This is a genomic window from Streptomyces sp. NPDC102402 (assembly GCF_044765765.1).
In the GTDB taxonomy this organism is placed as follows: Bacteria; Actinomycetota; Actinomycetes; order Streptomycetales; family Streptomycetaceae; genus Streptomyces.
Map to the genome: position 1 here is coordinate 793,768 of NZ_JBIWKR010000001.1, position 25,103 is coordinate 818,870.

The following is a 25,103-nucleotide window of genomic DNA, read 5'->3' on the forward strand; positions in this document are numbered from 1 at the left end:
TGATCACCCACGGCAGGCGGCTGCCGCCGGGAGCGACGACACACACCCCCAGCTGCTCCTCCGCCGCAGAGTGCCATGGAAGGATCGCGGCAAACCGAACATCGATCAGGCCGGTTCGAGAACTCTGTGCGGGGGAGAAGAGATGTCCCTACCGGAACCGGAACGCGAGGCCGAAGCGGCGGCGGCCATCGGCTTCGACCTCAGCGAATGCGTCCAGGAGCCCATTCACCGGCTGGGCATGATCCAGTCCCACGGCACCCTGCTCGCGGCGGAGGCCGATACCGGCACCGTGGACACGGCAGCACTGAACACGCTCTTCCTGCTGGGGATTGCTGCCGAGGAGTTGGTCGGAGGGCCCATCACGCGGGTCCTGTCCCCCGAGCACTGGGCCGAGGCGCTCCAGGTCTGCGCTCAGCACGATGCGGCAAGCCTGGTTCTCCCCGTCTCCGTCGATGTGGCGGGCTCGCCTCGCATGTTCGACGTGACCGCGCACCGGCACGGGCCACTGGTCGTTCTGGAGTACGAGTCGCGCGCCGTCGCGGCGCCACACTTCCCGCACTTCTACCGGGGGGTCCGGCGAGCTCTGACGCGTCTGCGGTCCTCGACGGCTGTAGTCGAATGCTGCCAGGCGGCCGCCCGTGAGATCCGGGCTCTTACAGGCTTCGACCGTGTGGTCGCCTACCGCTTCGACGGGGAGAACGGGCCGGGAGAGGTGGTCGCCGAGGACGTCGCCGAGGGCCGCGAGCCCTGGCTCGGACTCTGGTTCCCCGCCAGCGACATCCCGCCCCAGGCGAGGAGGCTCTACCGCGACAACTGGATCCGGGTCATCGCCGACGTGGACGACACCAGCGTGGGTCTGCACCCTCCGCTCCGAGCCGATTCGGGCCTGCCACTGGACCTGTCGAACTCCGTGCTGCGCACGGTGTCCGGCTTCCACCTGGAGTACCTGCGGAACATCGGTGTGAAGTCGTCGATGTCGGTGAGCGTCCTCCGGGAAGGCGAGCTCTGGGGGCTGATCGCCTGCCACGGCCACGCTGCTGTCACCATCCCCCCGGAGATGCGGGCGGCGTGCGAGTTCTTCGGCGTGGCCTTCTCCCTCCAACTCGGCGTCATCGAGGAACGGGAGCAGGCCGAGGCCCTCACCGCATCCCGCGAGCGCCTCGACCGGATCATCTTCCGGGTCACGTCGGACCTGGAGGACTCACTCCTGGCAGGTGACGGCGCCCTCAGAGAGCTGCTGCACGCCGACGGCGTGGTTCTCTGCCGCGGTGGCCGGAGCACCACCAGCGGGATGAGCGTTCCCCCCGCACTGCTGGAGGCCCTTCAGGCACGCGCGGCAGGGCCGGCACCCGGCACGGTCTGGAGTACGGACCGCCTGTCGGAGGAGTCGGGTGATCTGGTCGACTTGGTGGGTGACGGCCCGGCAGGGGCCCTGATGGTGACGCTGAGCCGCTCGGGCGACTACCTCGCCTGGTTCCGCAAGGCCCGCGCGACCACCCGCCAGTGGGCCGCCGACCCCTCCAGGCCCGTCCAGGTCGGGCCACGGGGCGAACGGCTCACCCCTCGCGGCTCAGGTGCCGTATTCCGCGCGGTGGTACATGGACAGTGCCTGCCCTGGACGCCCACCGACCGTGCCACCGCACAGGAGCTCTGGCGCACGCTGACAGGACTCGTACTGCGGCACGAGGCGGAGCTGGCAGCGTTGAACGAACAGCTGCGCATCATCAACTCCGACCTCGACTCATTCGCTCACGTGGCAGCTCACGACCTGAAGGAGCCACTACGAGGGATCTCCAACGCCGCGACCTTCGTCATCGAGGACGCCGCCGCGGAGCTCGATGCGACTACCGTCCGCCGGATGCACACCGTGCGACGACTGGCCGGCCGGATGGACGACCTGCTCGACTCACTGCTGCATTTCGCCCGACTGGGCCGAGGCGGGCTTCACCGCACCGAAGTCCCACTGGACCGCGTACTGGATTCCGCGCTCGACGTGGCCGGCGAACGCCTGGCCGAAGCCCACGTGCGGGTCGTCCGACATGACCTGCCCGAGGTGTACGCCGATGAGAGCCGGCTCTACGAAGTGCTGGTCAACCTCCTGGTGAATGCGGCCAAGTACGCCGCTGACCAGGGTGACCGCACGGTCGAGGTGCTGGTCGACACGCTTCACCCACCGTCCGGCGGGCCTCCACAGCAGACCGTCGTGGTCCGGGACAACGGCATCGGCATCCCGCCCGGCCAGCAGCACGAGGTCTTCGACCTCTTCCGCAGACTGCACGGGCAGGGGGAGCGCGGGGGCGGCACCGGCGTGGGGCTCGCGATCGTCAGGCGGATCGTCGAGCGCCACGGCGGCGAGCTGTGGCTCGACAGCGAACCAGCCCGTGGGACGACGTTCTTCTTCACCCTGGGTCAGGAGGGAGGCTGAGCGGAAGGGCCCTCCTCCCCACCTCTCGCCTTCCTCTGCCAGTAGTCGACAGCCCTCTTGAGCACCGCGCTGAAGAGTTCGAAGTTGACCGGCTTGTAGATGTAGCTGTCGGCGCCTGCCGCATAGGTCGTGTCCACCGCGTCCGGCCCGGTGGACGAGGTGAAGGCGACGACGGCCACGCCGTCCAGTTCCGGCCGGGACCGGATCGATCGCAGCACTTCGGCTCCGCTGGGACCGGGCAGCTTCAGGTCCAGAAGCACGAGCCCCGGCCGACGGGGAGCTTCCAGCAACCGCTCGACGAATCCCGTCCCCCGGTCGGTGAAGTCCAGTGCCAGATCCGGATGGGTGCGACGGAGCGCCCGTGCGATGGCCTCGGCGTCCTCCGCCGAATCCTCGACCACCCAGACGAGATCGTGATCGATCCTGTGCTCCCCGGCAGGCCCGCTCATCCGATGGACTCCGCCCGTGCGACGAGCACGGCGATGTCGTCGGCACCCGTCTCCCGGAAGTCCACAACAGCCTCTGCCAGCCGCTCGGCGAACCGCTGAGCCCCACCGGCTCCCTGCCGCACGACCTCGTCCCGCAGACGCGATTCGAAGAACATCCCGTCGGCCGCTCGTGCCTCGGTCACTCCGTCGGTGAACATCACCAGCGCGTCCCCCGGCGCCAGGCTCACCGACCCGGATCCGTACTCGATGTCCTCCAGCACGCCCAGCAGATCCCCGTGGGCGAGGAGTTCCTCCACGGTGCCATCCGCACGTCGCATCAGAGGGGACGGATGCCCGGCACTCCAGTAGCGCGCACGGAACCCCCGCCCGTCCGGTACCAGCACCGCCACGAGCGCCGTCACGAAGCGGGACGTGCCCTCCCTGACCAGGGCCTGATTCAGTCGTTCCAGCGCGTGCTCGGGCGTACTGCCGTCCTCGAGGAGGGTGCGCAGGGTGTGGCGGGCCAGACCTGTCAGCGCCGCCGCCTCCGCCCCGCGGCCGCAGACGTCGCCGAGGAGGAGGGTCACACCACCCTGCGGCCTCGGGACGGCGTCGTAGAAGTCACCGCCCACGTCGAGCGAGACGTCACCCACTTCGTACGCGGCACTCAGCGTGATTCCCGGAATCAGCGGCAGCTCTCTCGGGAGCAGATGCCGCTGGAGAGAGACCACGTGGCGGCGCCGCTGTTCGTACAGAGTGCTGCTGTCGATGGCCAACGCCGCCCGGTCGGCCAGACCCGCAAGGAACTGTGAGGCCCCCTCGGCCACGACCGCCCGATGGTAGAGAAACGTGAGGGTGCCCAGGACCCGGCCTCGGGCCTTGAGCGGGTTCACACTGATCGCCCGCACGGCGCGGCCCGCCCCGGACGAGGCGGGCCCGAAGGGGCCCCCGCGCAACCCCTCACCCTTCAGCGCCAGTGCCTGCCCGCTGCCGAGTACCTGCCGTAGCGCCTCTGTCAGCCAGGCGTCTTCGGCCGCGACCTTGCCGAGCCACTGCTGGTCACCGGCGTCCATGTGCGCGAAGGACACGGATTTCAGTCCTTCGGGAAGAGAAAGATGCAGAACGCACCCCTCGGCGATGGCGGGGACGGCCGTGCGCGCCACCCGCTCCAAGGTGCTTTTCACATCAAGGCTCGAATCCATCTGCAACGACGCCTCCGCCAGGAAGGCGTCACTCACCTGACGCACCTCGTCGGCGCGCCGCGCCGTGATGCGTCTGTCCGAGACCATGGCGACCTCGGCCACCTGCTTCAACCGGGTCCGCAGCGTCACATCGATGGTGTCCCTGTCCGCGGTCCCGACCATGAACGAGGCCCAGCCGTCCTGCCCCAGCGGTACGGCACACTCGGCCAGGCTCCGCGTGCCGACTGCCGCCAGCACCTGGACGTGCGGCATGGCGCCGTCGAGCTCCGACACCTCGTGAACCGTGACAGTCGGATCACCGTCCGGAGCCCCGGCTGCGCCGGTTTCGCCGTAATTCCGTTCGATTTCCACGAGCGATGACGTCGGCTCCGCCACGGTGACACTACGCAGATAGTGGAGCAGTCCGCCGCTCCAGCGGGTACCCACGACTGCCAGTACGCCGGGCATGCGGAGCAGCATGTCGTAGAGGGAATCGGCCAGCCCCGTCACGTCCTGCGCATTTTCGGCGACGCGCCAGAGCTCATGCAGACGGCCTGACCACCATCCGTCATCCGCCTGGCGTGAAGCCATGCCCTCGTGCTGCTCCACCGCTGATCCGCCGTCCCGTATCACCACTGTCGGCCCCGGCCCGTCATGGGAAACGCTATGCCACCCCGAGACCGAGCGCCTCCAGGCGCGGTCCTGGTGGCGCTCGGAGGAAGACGCGAGAGGCCGACCGCCACAGCCCTCACCCCTGCCGCCCTCGCCGGTCACGCTGCCCGTTCCGTCCGCCCGGACCGCGCATCCGCGGCGGCGACCGACCCGCCCATGCGCCCTGAGCCGTGTCTACCGCCGCCGGGCGCCTCCGAGCCGTGATCGTTCGGTTCGTCGGCGAGGTCTCCGGGTGCTGTACCTGACCGCTGCTGGCCGCTCCGAAGGGCACGGATGGGGCACGTCGACGGATGGTCGTCAACCTGAGGTTGTGTGCGGGAGCGGGTGACAGGAAATGGAAGCCGCCCGTGGTGCCTACGCCGCGATGGCCCACACGTCAGGCCCAGAAGGCTTCGGTGACGACGATCTGTGGGTCGGCGTGCCGGCGCATGAAGGTGTAGATGAGCCAGCCGCGTCCGCCGGCCAGGTCCACGATGTGGGGGCCGCCGGGGCTTGTGGAGGCCAGAGGTCGGACGGTCATCCAGTGCGGGAGCGAGGAATCTGCGTCGATCCCCCGGAAGTACGGGTCTTCGGCCGTGATCAGTTCCGCACGGGCACTCATGACCAGGTCACTGCCTTCGGCGGGCATGTCCTGGAAGTCGTGCTGCGCCTGCTTCGTCCAGTCCATTTGCCAAGGCGGCCGGAGTGGTTCGTCGATCACTCCCCGGGCTTCCTTTCAGCGGCTTCGTGCCGGAGGCGGCTGTACTCCTCCAGAAGCCGGATGGACTCCTCGGGGTCCTCGGACTTGGCGGCGCGGGCTTCGAGGTCGCGAAGGTGCGCGTCGAGGACGGGATTCCGGGCGATGGCGTACTGCGTCCACCACAGGCGCATGAAGGCGGGCACGGGCGTGATGTTGAACGCGTCGCCGATGACGCGCTTCCAGTGCGCCTCAAAGTCCGGGAGGAGGTGCGGAGCGTGTTCCTGAATTGCCAATCGAAGTGCTTGAGGCGTGTGTTCGGGCATGGGTGGCAACCGCAGGGGTTCCCCCTCGTACCCATCGAAGTGCAGTGCGTGGGCGGGCATGGTTCGTGCTCCTCGGTGTGGAGGGTGGGTCAGGCCGCCTCGCGTCGGTCCTCGTTCGACTCGTGCCCGCGGGCAATCTGCTCGAACCACTCGGCCGGCACCAGGTAGGCGACCGTCTTTCCCTTGCGGGTAATGGCGGCGGCCTCGCCGGCGATCCGGGTCCGGTCCAGGATCTCGCCCATCCCCTTGCGCAGATCGATGGTTGTGTACGTCTTCGTCTCCATACGCTGAAGCATATAGCAACTGTCATAGTTGACATACATGCCTGGGGTGCGACGGCTGGAGGAAGCCAACGGGCACGTCGGGTGCAGGGCGGGTGCGGAGTGCCTGATCGGGCTTGTGGCAACAAAGAAGCCCCGGCCGCTGGCCTGGGGCCTTCTCATGGAGCGGGTGACGAGAATCGAACTCGCGCTCCGAGCTTGGGAATCACTCGGCGCTTGAGCGCTACTTTAGAGTCTGACTTGCAGGAACGCCCTCTGAGCGTCTCGTTCCGACGGCTCTCTGCCTCCCTTTGTTGACCGCTGTTCACCGCCGCTACCGGCACGTTGTGGCACGGCCTGCGGTGTGGCGGCGAGGAGCATGGCGGCCGGAGGGGATCGGGACCCGAGGATCGGTGCTCAGTCGTCGGAGCCGTGGGTGGGATGGGGTTCGCACAGGGCTGAGCCGAGCGCGCTGTGCCGGTAGCGGACGTGGCGCCCGTGGCGGGTTCGCTCCAGGAGGTGGGCTGCTCGGAGGACGGACAGGTGTTGGCTGATGGCGGCGGGGGTGACGCCGAGACGGTGGGCGAGCTCCGTGGTGGAGGCAGGCTCGGCCAGGAGGGTCAGCAGGCGCGCACGGGGAGAGCCCAGGAGCCGTTCCAGGGCCTGGGGGGCGGGCGGCTCGGGGTGTTCGGTGAGGGTGGCCAGGCCGCGTGTGCCGTAGGCGATGTGCGGCAGCGCCTGGGAGTTGAGCATGGTGGAGACGCCGTCCGCGAAGCAACTGGGGGTCAGCAGCAGGCGGCGTCCGTCGATCGGGATCTCGGTCGGTGGAGAGGGCCACGGACCACTGCGTTCGATGGTGAGCATGTCCTTCGCCCAGGACAGTCGTGAGCTGATTCCGGCGAACAGGGCGTCCGCGCCGCCTTCGGCCAGGACGCGCGAGCGATACGCGATGTCGGCCTCCAGCACGGCCTTGGCCCTGGGCCACCAGACGGGCCGCAGACACTCCACCCAGTACTCCTCCAGGGCGTCGGCGATGTCGGTGAGCAGGCGGGCCGGGTCCCCCCAGGCGTCGGCCAGTCTGGCCGGGACCGGCTCGCCCAGCGGCAGGAACGTCTGCTCCAGGCCCGCCCGCACCACGGCCGGGTCGGTGGCGCGCAGCGCGTCGAACTCACGGCGGATGTCGGGTGCCGAGGTGTGCGGCCGGGGGGTGAGGAAATCGGGGACCCAGTACCGGCGGCGGGCCACCAGCGAGGTCAGCAGGACGTGGTCGAGGCGTTCGAAGGCCGGGCGAAGGCCGTTGAAGGTCTCGCGCAGCGCCGGGAAGCGCCGCGCGTGGCCATTCCACATGCGCAGGCTGAGAACGGTCTCCTGCAACGGCGAGTACGCGAACGAGGTCGCCGCGAGGTCGGCCACGCCGAGACGGAAACGAATCATTAAGTATCAGGGTAAATCCATTCCGCGTGCACCAGGCCGAAGATGTGCTGGCGGCCATGACCACCAAGACCACCTCGGCGCCGATCCCGGCCACTCCCGCCCCGACTCCCCGGCTGAGCGGCGACCCGACCGTGCGCGGGCTCGCCGCGTTGCTGTCGGTCAACGCCGTCGGCAACGGGCTTTTCCTGACCATCAGCACCCTGTGGTTCACCCGGGGACTGGGGTATTCCGTCGAGCGGGTCGGGCTGGCGCTGACGGTGGCGGGACTGTGCGGGATCGTCGCCGCCCTCCCCGCCGGCCGCGCGTGCGATCTCTGGAACGCGAAAAGCGTCCTGACCTGCCTGCACCTCCTGCAGGCAGCCGCGATCGCGCTGCACGCCGTCGCCGATTCCTTCCCGGTCTTCCTTGCCCTGGCCTGCCTGGCCACGGCCGGCAGCCGCGCCAACGCCGCTGCGCGCGGCGCCATGTACGCGCACGTCCTCCCTCCTGACCTGCGCACCCGTGCCCTGGCGCTGCTGCGGGCGGTCAACAACGTGGGCATCGGAGCGGGCGCCGCCCTCGGATCGGTCGTCCTCGTCTTCGACACCGATGCGGCCTACCGGGGGGCGGTCTGCCTGAGTGCCGCCGCGTTCCTCCTCGCGCTGATCCCGCTGCGCGCGATTCCCGCGCCGACCCGTCCGGCACCCGCGCAGCCGCCCCGGACAGCCCGGGCAGCAACAACCCGGCGAGGCACCCCCGTACTTGAGTCCGGTCGCCACGTGTCTCACCCGCTTCGCGACGTGCCCTATCTCGCCGTCACCGCGCTCAACGCGATCGTGAACACCCTCTACGTTGTTCTCGAAGTGGGGCTGCCGCTGTGGCTCCTCACCCGTACCGGTGCGCCGCAGGCCATGGTGGGCTGGCTCCTCGTCATCAACACCGCCCTTGTCGTCGCCCTTCAGGTCCGGGCTGCCCGCGGTGTCACCGGCCCGGTCCAGGCCGCGCGCGCATTCCGGCGTGGCGGCCTCCTGGTCGCGGCTGCCTGTCTCGCCGTCGCGTGCTCCGCCGACCGCTCACCGTTCACGGCCACGGTGGTTCTCGTGGCCGCCGTCGTCCTGCTCACCCTCGGCGAGGTCGTCTCGCAGGCGGGCAGCTGGACCCTCTCCTACGACCTGGCACCCGATCACGCGCAGGGCATGTACCAGGGCATCTACCAGACCGGGATCTCCGTGAGCCAGGCACTGGGCCCTGGCCTGCTGACCGCGTTCGTCCTCCCGCACGGCATCGTGGGCTGGGCGGCTCTGGCCACCCTCTTCGCCGGCGCGGCACTCGCTCTACCTGCAACCGTTCGCTCGGCGGTACGAGAACTCCGGGAGGCCCGGTGAGCCGGTCCCCGCGGGCGGGGCACGCGCGGCATGGCCGCCGGCCAGCCCCGGCACCGGCGCTCAGGTCGTCAGGCGGCCGATGGCGGCGCCGGCGTACTTCAGGCCGAGGAGGGTGGTCGTGATCGCGGGGTTGTGGCGGGCCCTCCATGTCTCCCAGCCACCGAGGATCGCCGTGAACCTCTCGCGCCCGCCGAGGGGTCCAGACAGAAAGCCCCTGGCCGCTGGCCTGGGGCTTTTGCATGGAGCGGGTGACGAGAATCGAACTCGCGCTCTGAGCTTGGGAACAACGGTTCTTGATCGGCTGTAGTGGCTCTGGCCTGCATGTTTGGCTGGAGCGGTCGAGGGTGGTGTGGTCTCTGAGTGCCGTGCTTGACCGCTGTTGTCCGCTTTGAAGGGCACGGATGGGGCACGAGGGCGATCGATGCCGCCGTGCCGTGGGTGGGGAAGTTTCACCGCGCGGGATCCGGCGCTCGCCATCGGGCGATTTCAACCCTGGCGATCTGCCCCAAGGCGATCCGGTCGGCGGTCATCGATCCGGCTCCGTAGTACCGGCGGTCGACGGGCTGCGTCTCATTGCGGTCATCAGCAAGGAACCTCATCGTGAGGTACTAAGGTACCGTGGATGCGGAGGTGGGATGTATGACCACGGCTTCGAAGCCCCCCCGGCAGTCGCCGCTCAAGGTGGATCCGGCGACGGATAAGTTGATCAGCCAGGGCGCGCATTTCCTGGGCCTGACGAAGAAGGATCTGGTCGCGGAGGCGGTACGGGTTTACCTGGACCAGCGGCGTGAGGATCTGCGTGAGGGCATGGTGGAGGCGCTCAGCGTCCTGGACGGCTCCCTGAAGTCGGACGTCATGCTCCTGACCGGTCTGACATCGGAGGAGATCGACGCGGTCGGCGGGATCGACGAATGACCGGTCCCGCTGCGATGCGGCCCGCCAGGCCCACCTTGCGATGCCTGCGCGATGACCTCGGACTCCCCCTGCCGGCGGTGACCGACCCCTTGGACGAGATCGAGCACCCGATCCTGGCGAAGACCGCTGAGCAGTTCGCGGCGGACGATGCCAAGCATGAGCGCATCCGCGCTGTCGATGACCAGGTGTTGTTCAAGGTGAAGGTCCAGCGTTGGCGCGGGGCGGTCTGGGTGGACGCCGACCTTCCGTGGCTGGTGGCAGCCGGCCGCCGCGAGGACGGCTCCACCGACGACTTCTATGCCGCTCTCGAAGCCGACGGCAAGACTGCCCGAACCCGCTACAACGCCGGCAACGCCGACGCGCTCAAGTCCGCCACGTGCACCGCTCACTTGCTCCCCGCTCGCGAGGACCACGTCCGCTTTCGCGCCGAAGCTGGAGTCCGTTTCGTCCGGCGGCTCCGTACCACGGTTCTGACTCTGAGCCGTGCCACCCTCCGGGACGGTCAGGAGCACACGGTGGACTTCGACACCTTCACCGTCGGCCTTCAGGTCCGCGCCGACGACGGCCGCGAGACCTACCTCGCGGTGCGGATCACGGGTTCGGTCCCGCCGAACCTCACGACATTGATTCTGCGCAACGTTCCCGGCTGTGAGATCGATGGCTGGTACCCCGAATACGCCCTGCCGGAGCGGGACCTGCTCCCCGCGGAACAGGCATGGTCCAACCTGATGGACCCTCGTGAGGCCGCCCGAGTCCTCGACATGGAGCCGTAGCAGCCGGAACAAGAGAAAGGCCCGGTCATTGACCAGGGCCTCCATCGAAGAGCGGGTGACGAGAATCGAACTCGCGCTCTGAGCTTGGGAATCAACGGTTCTTGAACGGCTGTGGTGGCTCTGACCTGCATGTTTGCCTGGAGTGGTCGAGGCTGACGTGGTCTCTGGGTGCTGTGCTTGACCGCTGTTGTCCGCTCCGAAGGGCACGGATGGGGCACAGTCGTTGTGGGCTGAGCAGCATGAGGTGCGTCCTGCCGAGCACGTCCGGTCTGTGTGCGGCCCTCAGTCTTCGTGCGGAGCCTCCTGCTCCTGGAGTCGTTCGCCGATGTCGCCGGCCCATGTCTGTGCCCACTGCCGCAAGCTCGCTCAGGTCGAAGGAGTCGCGTGGGAGCGAGGCGTCGGCGTCGATCCCCCGGAAGTACGGTCTTCGGCCGTGGTCAGTTCCGCACGGGCGCTCATGACCAGGTCACGGACCGTCACCGCCCCAGTGATGCACCCCCGTTCACATGCACGATCTGCGCCGTCATGTACGCCGCTTCAGGTGACGCCACATAGTGCACCGCGGCGGCGATGTCCGAGGGGCGGCCCGCCTGGCCCGTCAGCGATTGCTTGGCCCGGGCGGCGACGAACTCGGGCGTGGCCCGGTCGCCGAAGAACTCGGTGTCGGCGACAAAGCCTGGAGCGACCGCATTCACGGTGATGCCCTGCGGGCCGAGCTTCTGTGCCAGGTCGACGGTGTAGGCGTTGACGGTGGCCTTGGAGCCGCCGTACGAACCGGGGCCGCGCAGCGCGGCGATAGACGACATCTGGATGATCCGCCCGCCGGGCCGGGTGAGGTGGGGCAGCAATCCTTCGGTGAGCAGCACGGCGGTGAGCACGTTGGCCTCGAAGTTGCGGCGGAAGCTGTCCGCGACGCCTTCGAGGGTGCCGTCGTGGGCCGGAGCGACGTTGCCGCCGGCGTTGGCGACGATCACGTCGACCTGCGCGCCGCCCGCGGTGCAGAACTCCACGGCTCTGCGGGCCTGGCCGGGATCGCTCAGATCGGCGGCGACCCAGGAGGCCGTTCCCGCACCATGCGCGGCGTCGAGCTCTCCGGCGGCCTTCTCCAGGAGCTCCTCGCGCCGCCCGATGAGGACGACGTGGTCGCCGTCCGCCGCAAAGACCTCGGCCACCGCCCGCCCGATCCCCGTACCGCCACCCGACACCACGACCTTGCGCTGCCCCATGACCCCACCTCATATTCTCGTTTATGAACGATGGTCACATCTCTGTCCGGCGACGGTACGACCGTCGGTCTTCGGCGTCAACGGGCAGGTCCCGCAGGCTCCTTACCCGGATGGCGGAGCCCAGATCCGCTCCGCGCTGAGCGGCGATGCCTTCCCGCTTCTTCAACAGCCCGATCACTGACGGCATCCCGAACCTCCGCGACCGCACCGACACGACGCGGACTGCCTGCCACGGATACCTCGGCCCTCTGCCTGACCAGCAAGAACTCAGTCATCGAGCTCGAAAGGAAATGGCCCCTGTGGGGGAGATGAGCGAGAGTCTGGCATGCATATGACACGAGGTGCCTGAAGTGGTCCAGACAACAAAGAAGCCCCCGGCCGCTGGCCTGGGGCTTTTTCGTGGAGCGGGTGACGAGAATCGAACTCGCGCTCTGAGCTTGGGAATCAACGGTTCTTACGCTGTTGGAGGGCCTCTGACCTGCGATGTCGGATTGGGCAGGTGGATGGCTCCCGGTCTCTGGGAGCCGTATCTGACCGCTGTTGTCCGCTCTGCTGGGCACGGATGGGGCACGAGAGCTGGCAGTGCGACGCGTGCTCCGGGGCGGGCCGACTGGTCAGAGGGGGATGATGCGGACTTGGTTGCCGCAAAGCTTGGCCATGTCATCGCTGTCGGACGTCAGCAGGGCGACGGGTTTCGGCTGGCGCAGCGCGACCTCGGCGACCGTGGCGTCGATGGCGTACTTGTGCCCGTGCAGTCCGGCGTCTTTGAGTAGCTCCGCTGCCGCTTTCGCCGCGTGCTCGGTGACCGGCTCCACCTTGATGCGGGACAGGGCCCAGTTCAGGCGGGGCATGTTGGTGCGGGAGTGGGCTACTTCCACGATGGTGTTCGCCCCGATCACCAGGTCGGCTCCCATGTCGTGGAAGACCTGAAGCATCGCGAGAAGCTTGCGGTCCTGCGCGATCCAGGCGGAGAGCCCCTCCGAGTCCAGGACGACGGTTTCGACGCGCTCGCTCACGCGGCGTCCGCATCCTTGGAAGAGCCGGCGGAGCCGAAGATCCTCGCGCGGGCCTCGGCGAGTTCCTCGTCGCTGAAGCCTCCATGCTCTTCCTCGTGGCGGCGGAGGTCGTCGCCCAGAAGCTGGTGCCGGATCTGGCGGGCCACGGCTTCCGCGACGTAGCCGGAGACGTTGTCCGTGAGCTTGCGGAGCTCCGCCACCTGGTCGCTGGGGAGCGTGACGGTGATGCGAGTCGTTGAGGACATATGGCAAGCATACTGGAGTATGCATGCGAGGGCTTGTGGCTTCCCCCGACGCTCCACAGTCAAGGTCGCATGATGCAATCGGTGCGGCTTCTGTCGCTCCAGCCATGCGCAGCGGAGTGAGAGCCCGCAGCAATGCTCCGGCACCTGCGGCCCGGTGCTCGACCGGGCATGGGAGTTCTGGGTGGGTCTGGCGGGGCGCCGACCCACCCAGGCAGGTGTGAAGTGCGGTTCGCACGCATCGTGATTCGGTAATCAGGACTCTTCGAAGCGCCCAGGCTCCCAGGGCATCGATCCGTATTGATGGAGATCTCTCTATCTTTTATGCGAGACAGAGTTTAGCTGCTTCTTTGATCTGATGCGTAGTGGCTGAATTGAGAGATCGCAAAGGTGCTGCGGTCGTATTCTCGGTTTCTGCGTACTGGTCTCGTGGGGTCGGTGCGCTTGAGGATATTTTGGCAAGAACTTTGTTGAGCTGCTTGTCTGCGTCGATCTCATTCGATAGAGATTCCCGAAGATCGGCAATTCCTGCCCGCATGAACTCGTCCATGGTGAATGTGTACTCGGAAGCGCTTGATGGCATCTTAATGTATCCCCTTTTGCTGGAGTACCTTAGCCAGGTTGGCGCGAGCCCGGTGTAGGTTCTGGCGCACGTTGACGGCTGGCATGCCCATCGCGTCGGCGGTTTCGCTCGGGGTGCACCCGTCGTATTCGAATGCCATGACTGCTTGCTGAAGAGGAGGAAGCTGCTTCAGAACCTGGACGACCTGAGACTGGCCGATTATCTCATCTACTTGTTCATGGCTGACGCCTTCGGGGAACTCGGACACCAGATCGTCGAACTTGTTTTTGGTCAGAACTTTTGTCCACATGCGAAAGGATACTTTGCGTAGCCACGATCGTGGGTGTTCGACTGAGCGCCAGACTCTAGCTAGCTCAATAAATGCCATTTGCACGGCATCCTCGGCGTCGGCGAGGCGTGCACCGGCGGTGACCAGGAAGGAGATCAGGCGGTGTAGCAATTCCCTGAAAAGCTGCTCGAATTCATCCTCGAAGCTCTGTGTCGTGATCTCGTACTCGGTTCTTGCAGTTTGCAAGAGCCGGCGCCATGAAGAGACGGTGGGGCGTCGGAGCAAGAGAGCTCTGCGCTCTTGCTCGGTCATGCCACCCCACACCCCGAACTCCACCCGGTTGTCCAGGGCGTCAGCTAGGCACTCCGTGCGAACCTGGCATCCGGTGCATACCTCTTTTGCGCGCAACTGCGCCGTGCCCTGGACGAACAGCTCATCGGGGTCGGTGGTTCGGCAGGCCGCCAAGGAGGACCAGTCCACTACCCACACTGTGCGTCCCTTCGGTCTGCCTTCTCCATGGGGAAGCCAACTTCGATCGTGATGCTCTCAGTGCCGTCATTGATGCGACTGCCAGGCGGCAGGGAACGAGCGATGTCTCGCCTCACGGTGTTGCGATGCTGCTCGATCTCGACGCGCCCGCGCTCTCGCAGCCAGACCCGGACGAGCGCTAGGAAGTTTCCGACGATGATGACGATGGCGGTGATCTCGATCTCTGACAAGGCCCACTCTCCGGTTCGCGTGCTCAGTTGAGGGTTAGTGGCTCGCAGCAACCTCGGGCGTGACCTCTTCGCAGAAACTTTCTTCTCGGCGTGGGAGGTCCATCCTCCAGGCCCTGCTCGCCAAGTGGGTGTGGCAGATGGAGAGGAGAGCCCAAGAGGTGTCCCTTGGCGATCGATCGCAGACTGGCACGGGTGTGGCATGCGACACCTGAACTGGCCCAGACAACAAACAAGGCCCTGGTCTCTGACCAGGGCCTTCAGCATGGAGCGGGTGACGAGAATCGAACTCGCGCTCTGAGCTTGGGAATCAACGGTTCTTGGGTCGTTGAAGGGTCTCTGACCTGCATTTTCCCGTCAGGCGGGGTGTATGGCTACGGTCTCTGGGAACCGCACCTGACCGCTGTTGTCCGCTCTGCTGGGCACGGATGGGGCACGAGGGCCAGTAATGCAGTGGGCCCTGCCAAGGTGCGTGCCCAGGATGGGCCGGCGGGTCTGGCAGGGATGATGCGGACGCAGGGCTTGGTCATGTCGTCGCTGTCAGACTCAGGAGGGCGACCGATTCCGGCTAGCGCAGGGCGACTTCGGTGACCGTGGCGTACTCATGCCCGTGTAGCCCGGCGCCCTTAAGCAGCTCGGCTGCCCATTCGTCGCCTGTTCGGTGATCGGCTCCACTTCGACATGGGACAGAGCCCAGTTCGAACGAGGCATGCGTGAGTCTCGTCCGGCCCGCGAGCCAATTCGGCGCGGTTGAGAAAGTGACCTGCGGGCAGGTCAGTTCCCGTGATTCAGGCGGGCGGGGTTGTTCTTATAAATCTGCCCCCGGCCTACCGGCGCCCGAATGTGGTGCTCCGTATGCATGCGATGTTGTTCGCTATTCCCTAGTCGCGGTAACGACTGTATGCTCTCGACATTCGATCCACATCAGATTTTTCAGGGGGAGCAGTGTCCCGTTTTGACGATAGCCCCAAGGTGTCGACCAATACTTTCATGGAGAGGAGGGGGGTCAGAAAGGTAGATGAAATTGTCGGCGAAGCGGGGTGCCTCTGGAGAGAGACGCCCATGCATGATGTAGGGATTGACGGTCAGATCGAATATGTAGATAACGAAGGTCGTGCCACTGGCAGGCTTGTGGCAGTCCAGATCAAGGCGGGCCCCTCGTACTTCGCTTCACGCGCTGACGGCTTCGTTAGATTCAAACCGCATGCCAAGCATCGAAACTACTGGGCGTCATTTCCAATCCCCGTAGTTGTTGTTCTCTATCATCCTGACGAGGATCTTGCTATTTGGGTTGACGCCCGACACCAGCTCCGGGCAAACCTCGACGCAGACCTTAAGGTTTCAGAGGGTAATCGTCTCAGTGCCGACACAGTGCTCGATATCCTCAGCCTTGATGGCGACCTACCTGTGATCGGCTTTGATCCGACAGCTCTACTAGAAGAGATGCTGGACCAAACGAATGGGCCGCATGGGACTAGTCAATCATTTTTCGATCTTTTCTTTCACGGTCTAACTGATCTTGGCAACTGCCTATACTTCGGAATGGATCTATTTGATGAGATCATGAGAGAGAAGGATGTCCACCTGGAGCACCAGGACGAAGTTCTGTCCTGGGGGCAGGTGGACTATGATTTTCTGGATCGGTATGTTTCTTTCCTCCTTGCTCATGACCTAGTCCGACTGGATTTCGATAATCTAAGGAGAAGTGCCGAGGATGGCATGGTTGGGATATTCCTTGCCCCACTAACGCATAAGGGTCGAGCGCTGGTCAAGTCGGCAGATTCGCTCGATAGTGATTTCTTTCCCTCGGTGAGAGGCGGTTATCGTGTGCTCGCTCAAGAGCGATGGGTCCGCATACTTTTTCGGGACTCTGGTGTGCGTCTTTTGCACATCGAGCAGTTTAAAGAGGCCTTTCGTCGGCACTTGAAGTTGTAGCGTACGCCATAAATTTTCGGTCGACAGCGGGCATCCCTTGATCGGGTCCGTATAAATCTCAGCTTACGAAAGTCAGCGAGACGGTAGGCTTGGCGACCGGCCATGCACGTGTATTCCCCGCTGCGCCCCCATCGGTCTCAGCCACGCTGCCAATAGTGTCGCCCAGGACCAAGTATGGAGGTGGGGCCATGAGCGATGCACATTTCGTCCCGAAGTAACTAGCCTGAACCGCTGGCACCGGCTCACCTGCGCTGATGGTTCGCAGGAGTCCGCGGCTAGTCCGTTGCTTTCCGTCCGGAGTTGTGACGCAGTTATGCACCCAGTGTTGGCGACTATCCGAGGGATCGGGCCACCCTTTAGGTCGTCACCTCGTCGATCGCGGCGAGAATCAGCTCAGGCACTGCGGCGAGAGCGCTGTCCAAGAGGTACTCGATCGCTACAGCATCCTTACTGCGGTTTACGTCAATCTGTGCAGTCCACTGACCTGGCTGATAGCGAGCAAGCATCGAGAGCGCGTACAGCACCCCCCACCAGGCCAACAGCGGGTGCATGACGCGATCGTCACCGCCGAAACGCGCGTGGATCACTCGGGTGGAGTCTGAGAGGCTGCGCCCCTTCCACGGAGCGATGTCTTCGAACTTAAGCTGAGCGGCTTCCTCTCCGCCCACCACATCCCACACCAGACGACAGCCGATTGTGCCTTGCATCGGATCCCAGCTTGTCGGCCCGCTATCAGGGATGGCGCCAGTCGACTGGAAGCGGTACCCGATCAATGACGGATAGTCGGCGAGCCACGCACGCACGCCTTCCTCACGATCCTGTTTGGTCGCGAGGTCTTGAAGATTCTTAGGCAACCCGGACACCGTCGCCTGCAAGGTGTTCGTATTAACTTGATAAGCCTCTCTACTGACTGATAGATGCGGTCGGGTTTCCGCCTGCAAGGGCCAGAGACTCACCTCCAAAATCGATGCCCACAAGTCCGCGAGACGAGTTTCCTCGGGCAGTGATCGTGATCCGAGTATCGTCGCGATTTGAGTGAACGACTGAGTTCCGGATGCGCCTTTATCTTTGAGGGTTGCCGATCCCAAGTCTGGCTGGTCCATCTGGGCTGCGGTGATTCCATGGCCGTTTAGGCGGTGCTTGTCAGTAGGGACGGGCGCGCACGCTGCGATGGCCCTGCCTGCCTGGCTCAGTCCGTAGAAGAGGACCAGGGGCCTGGAAGCCGGTCCAACCGAGGCTGCTGCGGTGAAGAGTTGCTCCGACTGCTCCAGTGCTGAGCTGAACAGCTTCTGACGCGGTCCTGTGCCTGCGTAACCTGGCGGCTTCGAACGGAGCTCCCGTAGGGCCCTCCATACTGCCGCTGTCGCGGGGTACGTCTGATCGCGGTAAGTGGGATACGGCCTGCGAACCATGTCCATCCCCAGTGGATAGGAGTACGGTCTAGCGCCCCAGCCCTGTGCGTATGACCGGAGCGCGTCGTTGATCTATTACTAATCTTTTTGCGGATATCGTCGTGCGCTGTGGAAACGGCGTGCGAAAACGCGACAGTCTCTACCGCGCCCTCTTGGATAGGTGCTTCGCGATCTCGCCAAGTTTGGCGATCACGGTTTCACGCTCTAGAGCCGTTTCCTGCATGAGATCTAGATCGATCAGGTAGGACATTTCCTCAACGGGCCCAGAGGGGCCAGTGGCCCTCACCTTGACGGTGTACTGGCGCGGCAAGTCGGTGATCTGGTAGAAGCGGGGACCATAGGCGAAGTACCACTCCAGTCGGCGTCCGGGAGGCAGGTGTGACAGCTTCCTGCTCAAGGCAACCCTCAGTTTCTCGTCCCAATCATCCCTCTCGCCACCTTGAAGTGGCGGGTCAACGTTGATCTCCACTTTGCGGGCCACGGTGGAGCCAACGTTCTCCAGGGTAAAGACCAGAATTCCTGAGCCTCCGGCACGTGGTTGTATGTCTGGCACGACGTAGGGCTGGCTTGCCTCTCGCTGGATGCGCCTGTTCAACATGAACTGCGCGTAGCTGAAGTAGAGCGCCACGAGGCTGACAAATGCCGCACATCCTGCGATCCAATTGCTCATAGCCGAGAGGGTACGGACCGGGACTGACAATGGTGAGGAGGTTTTGCGTTTTCGTGCCACTGGCACCCTCGCCTCCACTGTACGAACGACCTTGACGCCCTGCGGCGCGCCCGCTCGGCTGTGACTGAGTCGAAGGTGGCTGGGTTGGGAACCCCACGACGCTCGCCACGCTCCGGCCGACACTTGCCCGCGCTCTCCTGGAGTGTGAGCGCCTCCGCCGGAGGCACCATGTGGAACTGCGGGCTTGGTTTTCGTCTCATGCCCTCGGGCCTATCCAGTGGTGACCACACGACCCCTGCCAGTCCGCCGGTTGAGGATCTCGTCGAAGGTGGCGCGGGCGCCTGCGGGGTCGATGTAATGCATGGCCAGGAGGGCCGCGATGACGGCGCCGACCAGGTCATTCTGGACCTCGGACCAGGCGTGGTCGTCGCCGCAGGTGGTGAGGCCCTTCAGGCCGTGGAGGGCGTGCATGGCCTCGCCGACATCTTCGGCGACCTTGCCGACCTGGAGAGCCTTGAGCTCCTCGTCGGGGAGGTGAGCGCCTGCCGCTCGGCAGACGGCGGAGAGCTTCTCGATGTTGTCCCACAGGGTGTCCACGTCGGACCTCCGATCGATGGGTTCGGCTATTCCTGTGCGGGGCGACCGAGCTGGCGTACGGTCCATCCGGCCATGCGCCAGGCGTCGGCGTCGACGAGGTTGCGGAGGTCGACGAGGACCTGGTCCGCGACCAGTGGGGCGAGGGCCTTAGGGTCGGCCTCTCGGAAGTGGGGCCACTCGGTGGCCAGGACGATCAGTTGGGCGCCCTGGACGGAGTCGTCGAGGGCTTCGGCGTAGTCAAGCTCCGGGTGCCGACGCAGTGCCGTGGGCACGGCGTGCGGGTCGTGGACGGTGACGGTCGCTCCGCGCTGGTGCATGAGGGCGGCGATCGCCAGGGCCGGGGATTCGCGGACATCGTCGGTGCCAGCTTTGAAGGAAGCTCCCCAGACGGTGATGCGTACGCCGTCGACGGGGTGGCCGAGAGTCTGCTCGATGAGCCTCAGCGCGGCGGTGGGCCGCGATTCGTTGACCTCCTCGGCGGCTCGTAGAAGGGTTGCTGCTTCGGTGGCGCCGAGGGTGCGGGCGGAGGCGGTGAATGCGCGGACGTCCTTCGGGAGGCAGCCGCCGCCATAACCGGGGCCGGCGTTGAGGCCGCCGCGTCCGATACGGGGGTCGAGGCCGATGGCCTCGGTGAGCTGTTGGACGTCGGCTCCGGCGGCGTTACACATGTCGGCGACGCCGTTGATGAAGGAGATCTTCATGCCGAGGTAGGCGTTGGCGGCGCCCTTGATGAGTTCGGCGGTGACGGGGTCGGTGACGAACAGCGGGATCCCGTTCGCCAGGAGAGGTGCGTAAACCTGGCGAACGGCGTCCTCCGCGCGGGCCGAGGGGACGCCGACGACGATCCGGTCGGGTCGCAGGGTGTCGTCGATGGCGTGGCCCTCGCGGAGGAACTCCGGGTTCCAGACGACCTCCACGTCCTCACCCGCCGGGGAGAGACGCGCGAGGAGTGCGCCGAGGTCGCGTGAGGTGCCGACGGTGACCGTGGACTTGCCGATGACCACTGCCGGGCGGGTCAGGTGCGGGGCGAGGGCGCGGGCGGCGCCGAAGACGGGGAACGAAGGGAGCTGCCGTGCCTAACTCGGCTCCCTGGGAAGGGAGGTGGGGAGAACGTCGTGGCGTCATGCCCTGAAGTTAGGGTCAGGGCAACCCTCGAATATGAGCCGGAGGAATACGACCCCTATCCGTCCAGGTGGAAGCGGTCGGACATGCGCCGCAGCTTCTCCCGCGTGGCTGCTCGTTCCGCGTAGACGATGCTGCGGAGCGTCGAACGGGCGATGGGGTGGTTCCGTACGAGCTGGGGCGCGATCCGCTCAGCCGTCTCCAGCTCGGCCAGGGCCTTTCCCCGGTTCCCGTCCCACAGCCAGGCGCGCGCGACGTCCATGTGGTGATGTCCCTGACGGGAGTTGGGCAGCGATCCCACCAGTCCCGGGCTGGTACGGCGGTTTATCTCCAGCGCCTTGCCCTGCTTGCCCATCTCCAGAGCCACGCTGATCGCGTGGATCTGCACGTTCCCGGCGGAGAACGTCAACGAATGCCGGTCGTACACCGGTGCCCCGACATAGGCGTCCATGCGCTCGGCAGCAGCCTTCGCGTGTCCGATCCGGTCCTCGGCCTCCGAGGCGCGGCCGGCTCGGGCGGCAGAGACCGCAGCCCGTAGCTGCAGCGTGCCCCACGCCCGCACGGCCAGCGGCTCGCCACGGTCGTACTCCTGCTCCACCGAGGTGATCGCCTTGTCCGAGAGCGTCAGAGCGTCGGCCCAGTCAGCCGTCGCCCACATGTCCCAGACCCTCATCCAGTCGGCGACGGCGGGCAGCACCGGATCTCCCGACAACCTGGCTGACCATGCGGCCCGCTCGCAGGCCATGGCGACCAGTTCGGGGTGCCCGAGGGAGTGGGCGGCGGTGTGTGCGAACTTGCAGCACACGGCGTAGATGGCATACGCCTCCTCCCGCTCGTGCCCCTCCGACTCCTCAGCCAGGGCGCGCGCCTCGCGGAACAGGTCCGGGAGGACCCGGAGAATCGCCACGTTGGAAGCGGTGTCCCGCAAGCGGTGCAGCCGGGTTACCTCACGCCACAGCTGTGACGCGGGCCGCGGAGCCCCGTCGAAGACGGGGACGAGGTCGTAGCGGCGCAGCTCGCGCAGGATCGACGAGGCGGCAACCTGCCACTGGTTGTCATCTGGGGAGCTGCTGTACGGGCGCCCGATCAGGTCGTTCGGATGGACGTGCAACTCTGCGGCCACCTGGTTGAGCAGCCCGACCCGGTCCAGCTCGATCAGGCCACGTTCCATCTTCGACACCCAGCCCTGCGACTTCCCCAGGGCTGTCGCCAGGTCAGCCTGCGGCATACCCAACCGCAGCCTCGCCCTGCGGACGCGCTTGCCGATCTCCTCGGCTTCCTCCAGCATCAGGACACCTCCCGGCCGCCGGACGATCCGGCGCGATCGCCGATCTGTCCGTACAGAGTTCGTCTCCAGCACGGTACCCATGACGCGGCTTGCGCGTGAGACGAGCTGCGGGGACAGGGGTGCCACAGCTGTGTTACCTGCTTCGCCATGAAGGGCCGACAGGAGGGAAGAGGAACTTTTGCCCTATCGGCGACTGGCTCGGCCGAGCCAGGTGCTGAGTCCTCCGCCGTTGCTGCTCTACGGCAGCGGATCATGTTGATGAGGAACACACCACGTCGCATTTCACCGGAGGCAGCCAGTGACCGTCGTGACCGTCTTGCACCCGGGATCCATGGGCGCGGCGGTCACCGCCGAGCTTGTCGTCGGCGGCCATGAGGTGCTGTGGGTGCCCAAGGAACGCAGTGAGAACACGTGGCGCCGCGCGAGGGAGGCCCGCGCCACAGCTTGCGACTCGCTCGCGGAAGCGCTGTCCCGTAGCGCGGCCGTTATCTCGGTCTGTCCACCACAGGCGGCGGAGGACGTGGCAGCGGCCGTGGCTGAGCATGCCTTCGCTGGGGTGTACGTCGATGTCAATGCCATCAGTCCCCAGCGCGTGCAGCGCATCGCAGAGAAGATCCGTCCCGGCTCCGAGGTCGTCGACGGCGCAGTCTTCGGTCCGCCGCCAGGTGAAGGGCGTACGGCACGGCTCTATCTCGCTGGGGCCGACCCCGCCGTCGACCTGGTGGAGCCGCTGTTCGCGAAGTCCTTGCTGGATGTGCGCCGGGCAGGCGAGGCTATCGGTTCCGCTTCCGCCCTGAAGATGGCCTTTGCCAGTTACCAGAAGGCCGCTCGTACTCTCGCAGCGGTCTCCCACGCGCTCGCACACGCTCATGGAGTCGGCGACCAGCTCACAGCTGAAGCCGAGGTCATGGTCTCTGCGATCCTCTCCGATCCGGGATTCCTGCCAAGCGTGGCTGCCCGAGCCTGGCGCTGGGCGCCCGAGATGGAAGAGGTCGCCGATACTCTCCGGGCGGCCGACCTGCCCGCGGACATGGCCGAGGCCACGGCTCGGACCCTTTCGTTCTGGGAGCAGGACAAGGACCAGTACGAATTGCCGGTCGCGCAGGTCCTCTCTCAGCTCCGGTCAGGAAGAACGACTTGACCCCGCTGCTGCTGAGGGTGCCCACCCAGGGTTGATCACCTCCGCCGAGGCCGAGAGGTAGCGGTGGGTGTGGCCGGTGCCGCAGGCTGCGGGTGGGTTACGGGGCGTAGGACGCTGCTGCGTGCCTGTGCCGCCTGAGCTTGCCGGCTTGGAGCGGGCCTCTGCGAGAGCCGTTGCACGCGCCAGGCCAGTGTGCGTGCTGGGGAGCGGGCGTCGTCGAGGGCGCGTTCGTCTGCCGCCTGCTGCAACAGGCGTCCGGGATCGTGGCCTGCGGTCTCCGCGGCGGCCAAGGCGGTAGTCAGCGCATCGGTGGCGGGGTCGGCGAGGATTTGGTCAGCGTGTGCGGGGGTGGTCTGGCGGATGAGCTGGGCGTACCGGACTGCGACCTTCTGAGGCGGTCGGTGCTGGCCGGCGGCGAGCAGGTGCCCGGATGAGGTTCGTTCGTAGGCGGCCTGGAGGTGGAGCAGAGTCTGGTGGGCGGCTGCGGCCTGCTGGTTGTGCTGTTGTTGGTCGTGCCAGCGGGCGGCGGCGATGACGGCCAGGAGCGCGGCATCGAGGAACATCGCCAGGAGAGCTCCGTCCTTGGGTGATGGCTCGCGGAGCATAGATTTCACTGCCCCGCGCAGGGCACGGGCGTGGTGGTGTTCGGCATGAATGCGTGAACGGGTTGCCCGTTCGAAGGCAGAGGCTGCCGCCCGAAGTTCACTACGGATGTCCGGTGGTGCGGTGAGGGCCACGGCGTCGAGTGCTTCGCCGAGGGCGGCCAAGTGGGCCTGGGCGGCTTCGGCGTCCGGCCGGCCGAGGTGGTGAGGGATGCGTTCCGTGGCTGCGGTGGCTTGGTGCCACGGGTGCGGCCGTAGATGCCTGTTGGGATTGCCGGCAGGGATGTCTGCTGCGGTGAGACGGCGCTGGATCTTGGGGAGGGAGAGGTCCGGTGACAGCGTCGAGCCGGAGAACCACACCGGTTTTCCTTCGGTGTTCGTGTCGTGTTCCAGGGCGACTTTGTAGCCGCGGGGTTCTCCGGAGGGGAAGTACAGGACCTCGACGAGGACGCCGTTGGTGCGGGTGAGTAGAGCGAGGAACTCCTCGGTGTTGGTGGCGGCAGCCGCTGCTGTGCGGACAAGGGTGCGCAGGCGTATGCGGGCGGGCTTGTCGTGGCCGGTGCGGCGGGCCTTCTCCTGCTCGGCGCGGGTGGGCCGTTTCGCGGCGGTGCGGTCTCCGCGTACGACTTGGAAGAGGCCGTATTCCTTCTCGATGGCTGCGAGTTCGCGGTCGGCGGTGAGGTAGTCGTTCCAGTGGCGTGCGGTGCGCAGGTCGCCTCGGATCTTGGTGGCGGCGATGTGGATGTGGTCGTCGGCATGCCGGACGGCGACCCATCGGCAGCCGTCCGGATCGTCTGTCGGTGCGATGCCGGTCGCTGTGACGACACGGCGGGCGATGTCCGCCCATTCGGCGTCGTCGAGGATGCGGTCGCCGGGTGCGGCGCGGACGGAGCAGTGCCACACGTGCTGTTTCGGGGCCCGGCCGAGTCGCCTGGCCTGCTGGACGCGTAGGTCGAGGTCGGCCACGAGGAGCTTCTTCGTGGCGGCGGTGTCGTCGGTGCGGCCGGGGTCGGGTGCGAAGCCGTCCCAGGAGGCGACGAGGTACGGGTCGGTGTGCTCGTTGGCCCGGCCGGGGCCGTAGAGGTAGCGGATGAGGCCGGCTGTGCTCTTGCCGCTGCTGATCTTCGCGATCACCGTGGCCCCTTTGTGGCGGCAACCTGATTGGTGGCTGCTGCGATGTGGCGGACGGCGGTGCCGGCCGTGTCGAGGACGCGTTCCGCATGGTCGAGGAGTGCGGTGTCCCCAGGGTGTGGACGGTCGCCGGAGTTGAGCTTCTTGGCGATCTGGTTGACGTTGTGGCCGATCTTGGCGACTTCACCTCGGAGGGCTGTGAGTTCGTCGATGTAGTCGTCGAGCTGAGTGCGCTGACCAGGCAGCGTGAGGTCTCCCTGGATGTGGGCCATGACGACGGCGCCGACGTAGTGGGCGGCGGCGATGTTCAGCGAGCGGGCCACGGTGAGGATCGCTGTTTTCTCGTCGGTGCTGTAGCGGACGTCCACGCGTTCCTTGCGCTGGGTCTCTTTGCGCTGACGGCGGCGGGCGACTCGGTGCAGTGCGGCGGCTTCGGCGGCACGCTGCGGCAGCACGGTGCGGGTGGTGGTGTCGACGGGCTTGTTCCGGTCGGGCGCCCCCTGGCGCCCGAGCTCCTCCGCCACCCCCGGGGCGGAGGCATCTGCGTTGGACCGGCCCGTGGACGGTCCAATGCCATACCTTGCTCCGCCTGATGCCGGGGTGGAGGTGGTCTGCTGCTGCGCCGACGAGGGCTCGCGGACGGGCCTGTGCATGAGGGCTCCTGCAAGCGGTGGTGGAGGGAGAGGGCCCGTTCCTCCGG

Annotated in this window: 24 protein-coding genes and 2 pseudogenes; 6 read left to right on the plus strand and 20 right to left on the minus strand. The window is 66.4% G+C overall.

Translation table 11 applies throughout. From position 1 onward, the window contains the following. Window positions 1–142 precede the first annotated feature (142 nt). On the plus strand, window positions 143–2,425 hold the full coding sequence (locus ACIRJR_RS03360; protein WP_403773052.1) for an ATP-binding protein: 2,283 nt from the start codon (window positions 143–145) through the stop codon (window positions 2,423–2,425). Here the strand turns inward: ACIRJR_RS03360 and ACIRJR_RS03365 are convergent. The 6 genes from ACIRJR_RS03365 to ACIRJR_RS03390 all read right to left on the minus strand — a co-directional run bounded on the left by ACIRJR_RS03365 (window position 2,410) and on the right by ACIRJR_RS03390 (window position 7,402). Then, a complete protein-coding gene (locus ACIRJR_RS03365) occupies window positions 2,410–2,874 on the minus strand; it encodes a response regulator (protein WP_403773055.1) in 465 nt (154 codons plus the stop codon). The two genes, ACIRJR_RS03360 and ACIRJR_RS03365, sit on opposite strands and share 16 nt — an antisense overlap. After that, complete coding sequence (locus ACIRJR_RS03370) at window positions 2,871–4,625, minus strand: PP2C family protein-serine/threonine phosphatase (protein ID WP_403773058.1); 1,755 nt, start codon at window positions 4,623–4,625, stop codon at window positions 2,871–2,873. Before ACIRJR_RS03370 ends, ACIRJR_RS03365 begins: the two co-directional genes overlap by 4 nt. A gap of 457 nt (window positions 4,626–5,082) precedes the next feature. Then, window positions 5,083–5,373 carry a hypothetical protein gene (locus ACIRJR_RS03375; RefSeq protein WP_403773061.1) on the minus strand — a complete coding sequence of 97 codons (291 nt, stop codon included), beginning with the start codon at window positions 5,371–5,373 and terminating at the stop codon, window positions 5,083–5,085. Between the two features lie 29 nt (window positions 5,374–5,402). Continuing rightward, complete coding sequence (locus ACIRJR_RS03380; protein WP_365092074.1) at window positions 5,403–5,768, minus strand: hypothetical protein; 366 nt, start codon at window positions 5,766–5,768, stop codon at window positions 5,403–5,405. A gap of 29 nt (window positions 5,769–5,797) precedes the next feature. Further along, window positions 5,798–5,992: a type II toxin-antitoxin system Phd/YefM family antitoxin gene (locus tag ACIRJR_RS03385; protein ID WP_403773065.1), complete on the minus strand. Its 195-nt coding sequence runs from the start codon at window positions 5,990–5,992 to the stop codon at window positions 5,798–5,800. A 393-nt stretch (window positions 5,993–6,385) separates the two neighbouring features. Continuing rightward, window positions 6,386–7,402, minus strand: coding sequence for an ArsR/SmtB family transcription factor (locus ACIRJR_RS03390; RefSeq protein WP_403773068.1), 1,017 nt, complete (start codon window positions 7,400–7,402; stop codon window positions 6,386–6,388). A 56-nt stretch (window positions 7,403–7,458) separates the two neighbouring features. On the opposite strand from ACIRJR_RS03390, the gene ACIRJR_RS03395 reads away from it, so the two are divergent. From ACIRJR_RS03395 to ACIRJR_RS03405, 3 genes are all read left to right on the plus strand, one after another. Next, window positions 7,459–8,766, plus strand: coding sequence for an MFS transporter (locus ACIRJR_RS03395; RefSeq protein ID WP_403773071.1), 1,308 nt, complete (start codon window positions 7,459–7,461; stop codon window positions 8,764–8,766). 639 nt (window positions 8,767–9,405) lie between these two features. After that, window positions 9,406–9,681 (plus strand): hypothetical protein, encoded by a 276-nt coding sequence (locus ACIRJR_RS03400; RefSeq protein WP_030595208.1) that lies wholly within the window; start codon window positions 9,406–9,408, stop codon window positions 9,679–9,681. Window positions 9,682–9,758: 77 nt separating this feature from the next. Beyond that, window positions 9,759–10,454, plus strand: coding sequence for a hypothetical protein (locus tag ACIRJR_RS03405; protein ID WP_403773074.1), 696 nt, complete (start codon window positions 9,759–9,761; stop codon window positions 10,452–10,454). A gap of 476 nt (window positions 10,455–10,930) precedes the next feature. Here the strand turns inward: ACIRJR_RS03405 and ACIRJR_RS03410 are convergent, their stop codons facing one another. The 7 genes and pseudogenes from ACIRJR_RS03410 to ACIRJR_RS03440 form a co-directional block, all read right to left on the minus strand. Next, the gene (locus ACIRJR_RS03410) at window positions 10,931–11,680 is read right to left on the minus strand and encodes an SDR family NAD(P)-dependent oxidoreductase (RefSeq protein ID WP_403773077.1); all 750 of its coding nucleotides are present in this window, start codon (window positions 11,678–11,680) and stop codon (window positions 10,931–10,933) included. Window positions 11,681–12,294: 614 nt separating this feature from the next. Next, entirely contained in the window at window positions 12,295–12,696 is a 402-nt protein-coding gene (locus tag ACIRJR_RS03415) for a DNA-binding protein (RefSeq protein ID WP_403773080.1), read from the minus strand. Next, window positions 12,693–12,941 (minus strand): type II toxin-antitoxin system CcdA family antitoxin, encoded by a 249-nt coding sequence (locus tag ACIRJR_RS03420; protein WP_073787485.1) that lies wholly within the window; start codon window positions 12,939–12,941, stop codon window positions 12,693–12,695. Before ACIRJR_RS03420 ends, ACIRJR_RS03415 begins: the two co-directional genes overlap by 4 nt. A 319-nt stretch (window positions 12,942–13,260) precedes the next feature. After that, window positions 13,261–13,488, minus strand: a complete 228-nt coding sequence (locus ACIRJR_RS03425; protein WP_403773083.1) for a hypothetical protein — start codon at window positions 13,486–13,488, stop codon at window positions 13,261–13,263. Between the two features lie 34 nt (window positions 13,489–13,522). Further along, entirely contained in the window at window positions 13,523–14,278 is a 756-nt protein-coding gene (locus ACIRJR_RS03430; RefSeq protein WP_079122323.1) for a sigma-70 family RNA polymerase sigma factor, read from the minus strand. Then, a complete protein-coding gene (locus ACIRJR_RS03435; protein WP_065847516.1) occupies window positions 14,269–14,508 on the minus strand; it encodes a hypothetical protein in 240 nt (79 codons plus the stop codon). The genes ACIRJR_RS03430 and ACIRJR_RS03435 overlap by 10 nt, the downstream gene beginning before the upstream one ends. Window positions 14,509–15,005: 497 nt before the next feature. Further along, window positions 15,006–15,222: pseudogene (locus tag ACIRJR_RS03440) on the minus strand (DNA-binding protein); the annotation flags it as partial. Window positions 15,223–15,450: 228 nt separating this feature from the next. Between ACIRJR_RS03440 and ACIRJR_RS03445 the strand changes: the two are divergent. Further along, window positions 15,451–16,440 (plus strand): DUF4365 domain-containing protein, encoded by a 990-nt coding sequence (locus ACIRJR_RS03445; RefSeq protein ID WP_403773088.1) that lies wholly within the window; start codon window positions 15,451–15,453, stop codon window positions 16,438–16,440. A 356-nt stretch (window positions 16,441–16,796) separates the two neighbouring features. Here ACIRJR_RS03445 and ACIRJR_RS03450 read toward each other — a convergent pair whose 3' ends face one another. From ACIRJR_RS03450 to ACIRJR_RS03470, 5 genes and pseudogenes are all read right to left on the minus strand, one after another. Beyond that, on the minus strand, window positions 16,797–17,858 hold the full coding sequence (locus ACIRJR_RS03450; protein ID WP_403773091.1) for a YaaC family protein: 1,062 nt from the start codon (window positions 17,856–17,858) through the stop codon (window positions 16,797–16,799). A 133-nt stretch (window positions 17,859–17,991) separates the two neighbouring features. After that, entirely contained in the window at window positions 17,992–18,522 is a 531-nt protein-coding gene (locus ACIRJR_RS03455) for a hypothetical protein (protein ID WP_403773094.1), read from the minus strand. Window positions 18,523–18,792: 270 nt separating this feature from the next. Then, window positions 18,793–19,119, minus strand: coding sequence for a MazG-like family protein (locus ACIRJR_RS03460; RefSeq protein ID WP_403773097.1), 327 nt, complete (start codon window positions 19,117–19,119; stop codon window positions 18,793–18,795). Between the two features lie 26 nt (window positions 19,120–19,145). Further along, window positions 19,146–20,171: pseudogene (locus ACIRJR_RS03465) on the minus strand (UDP-glucose dehydrogenase family protein); the annotation flags it as partial. A gap of 128 nt (window positions 20,172–20,299) precedes the next feature. After that, the gene (locus tag ACIRJR_RS03470; RefSeq protein ID WP_145764345.1) at window positions 20,300–21,529 is read right to left on the minus strand and encodes a helix-turn-helix domain-containing protein; all 1,230 of its coding nucleotides are present in this window, start codon (window positions 21,527–21,529) and stop codon (window positions 20,300–20,302) included. Window positions 21,530–21,827: 298 nt separating this feature from the next. Between ACIRJR_RS03470 and ACIRJR_RS03475 the strand changes: the two genes are divergently transcribed. After that, the gene (locus ACIRJR_RS03475) at window positions 21,828–22,670 is read left to right on the plus strand and encodes a DUF1932 domain-containing protein (protein WP_403773100.1); all 843 of its coding nucleotides are present in this window, start codon (window positions 21,828–21,830) and stop codon (window positions 22,668–22,670) included. A 35-nt stretch (window positions 22,671–22,705) separates the two neighbouring features. Here the strand turns inward: ACIRJR_RS03475 and ACIRJR_RS03480 are convergent, their stop codons facing one another. Together ACIRJR_RS03480 and mobC are read right to left on the minus strand one after the other, a co-directional pair. Beyond that, on the minus strand, window positions 22,706–24,406 hold the full coding sequence (locus tag ACIRJR_RS03480) for a relaxase/mobilization nuclease domain-containing protein (protein WP_403773103.1): 1,701 nt from the start codon (window positions 24,404–24,406) through the stop codon (window positions 22,706–22,708). Continuing rightward, complete coding sequence (gene mobC, locus ACIRJR_RS03485) at window positions 24,403–25,056, minus strand: plasmid mobilization relaxosome protein MobC (protein WP_236063438.1); 654 nt, start codon at window positions 25,054–25,056, stop codon at window positions 24,403–24,405. The genes ACIRJR_RS03480 and mobC overlap by 4 nt, the downstream gene beginning before the upstream one ends. Window positions 25,057–25,103 lie beyond the last annotated feature (47 nt).

Coding starts and splice junctions, on each gene's coding strand:
- ACIRJR_RS03400 (WP_030595208.1), top strand. CDS start 9,406: ATGACCACGGCTTCGAAGCCCCCCCGGCAGTCGCCGCTCAAGGTGGAT.
- ACIRJR_RS03450 (WP_403773091.1), bottom strand. CDS start 17,858: ATGGACATGGTTCGCAGGCCGTATCCCACTTACCGCGATCAGACGTAC.
- ACIRJR_RS03470 (WP_145764345.1), bottom strand. CDS start 21,529: ATGCTGGAGGAAGCCGAGGAGATCGGCAAGCGCGTCCGCAGGGCGAGG.
- mobC (WP_236063438.1), bottom strand. CDS start 25,056: ATGCACAGGCCCGTCCGCGAGCCCTCGTCGGCGCAGCAGCAGACCACC.
- ACIRJR_RS03390 (WP_403773068.1), bottom strand. CDS start 7,402: ATGATTCGTTTCCGTCTCGGCGTGGCCGACCTCGCGGCGACCTCGTTC.
- ACIRJR_RS03370 (WP_403773058.1), bottom strand. CDS start 4,625: ATGGCTTCACGCCAGGCGGATGACGGATGGTGGTCAGGCCGTCTGCAT.
- ACIRJR_RS03425 (WP_403773083.1), bottom strand. CDS start 13,488: ATGGACGAGTTCATGCGGGCAGGAATTGCCGATCTTCGGGAATCTCTA.
- ACIRJR_RS03375 (WP_403773061.1), bottom strand. CDS start 5,373: ATGGACTGGACGAAGCAGGCGCAGCACGACTTCCAGGACATGCCCGCC.
- ACIRJR_RS03380 (WP_365092074.1), bottom strand. CDS start 5,768: ATGCCCGCCCACGCACTGCACTTCGATGGGTACGAGGGGGAACCCCTG.
- ACIRJR_RS03455 (WP_403773094.1), bottom strand. CDS start 18,522: ATGAGCAATTGGATCGCAGGATGTGCGGCATTTGTCAGCCTCGTGGCG.
- ACIRJR_RS03360 (WP_403773052.1), top strand. CDS start 143: ATGTCCCTACCGGAACCGGAACGCGAGGCCGAAGCGGCGGCGGCCATC.
- ACIRJR_RS03365 (WP_403773055.1), bottom strand. CDS start 2,874: ATGAGCGGGCCTGCCGGGGAGCACAGGATCGATCACGATCTCGTCTGG.
- ACIRJR_RS03420 (WP_073787485.1), bottom strand. CDS start 12,941: ATGTCCTCAACGACTCGCATCACCGTCACGCTCCCCAGCGACCAGGTG.
- ACIRJR_RS03385 (WP_403773065.1), bottom strand. CDS start 5,992: ATGGAGACGAAGACGTACACAACCATCGATCTGCGCAAGGGGATGGGC.
- ACIRJR_RS03395 (WP_403773071.1), top strand. CDS start 7,459: ATGACCACCAAGACCACCTCGGCGCCGATCCCGGCCACTCCCGCCCCG.
- ACIRJR_RS03410 (WP_403773077.1), bottom strand. CDS start 11,680: ATGGGGCAGCGCAAGGTCGTGGTGTCGGGTGGCGGTACGGGGATCGGG.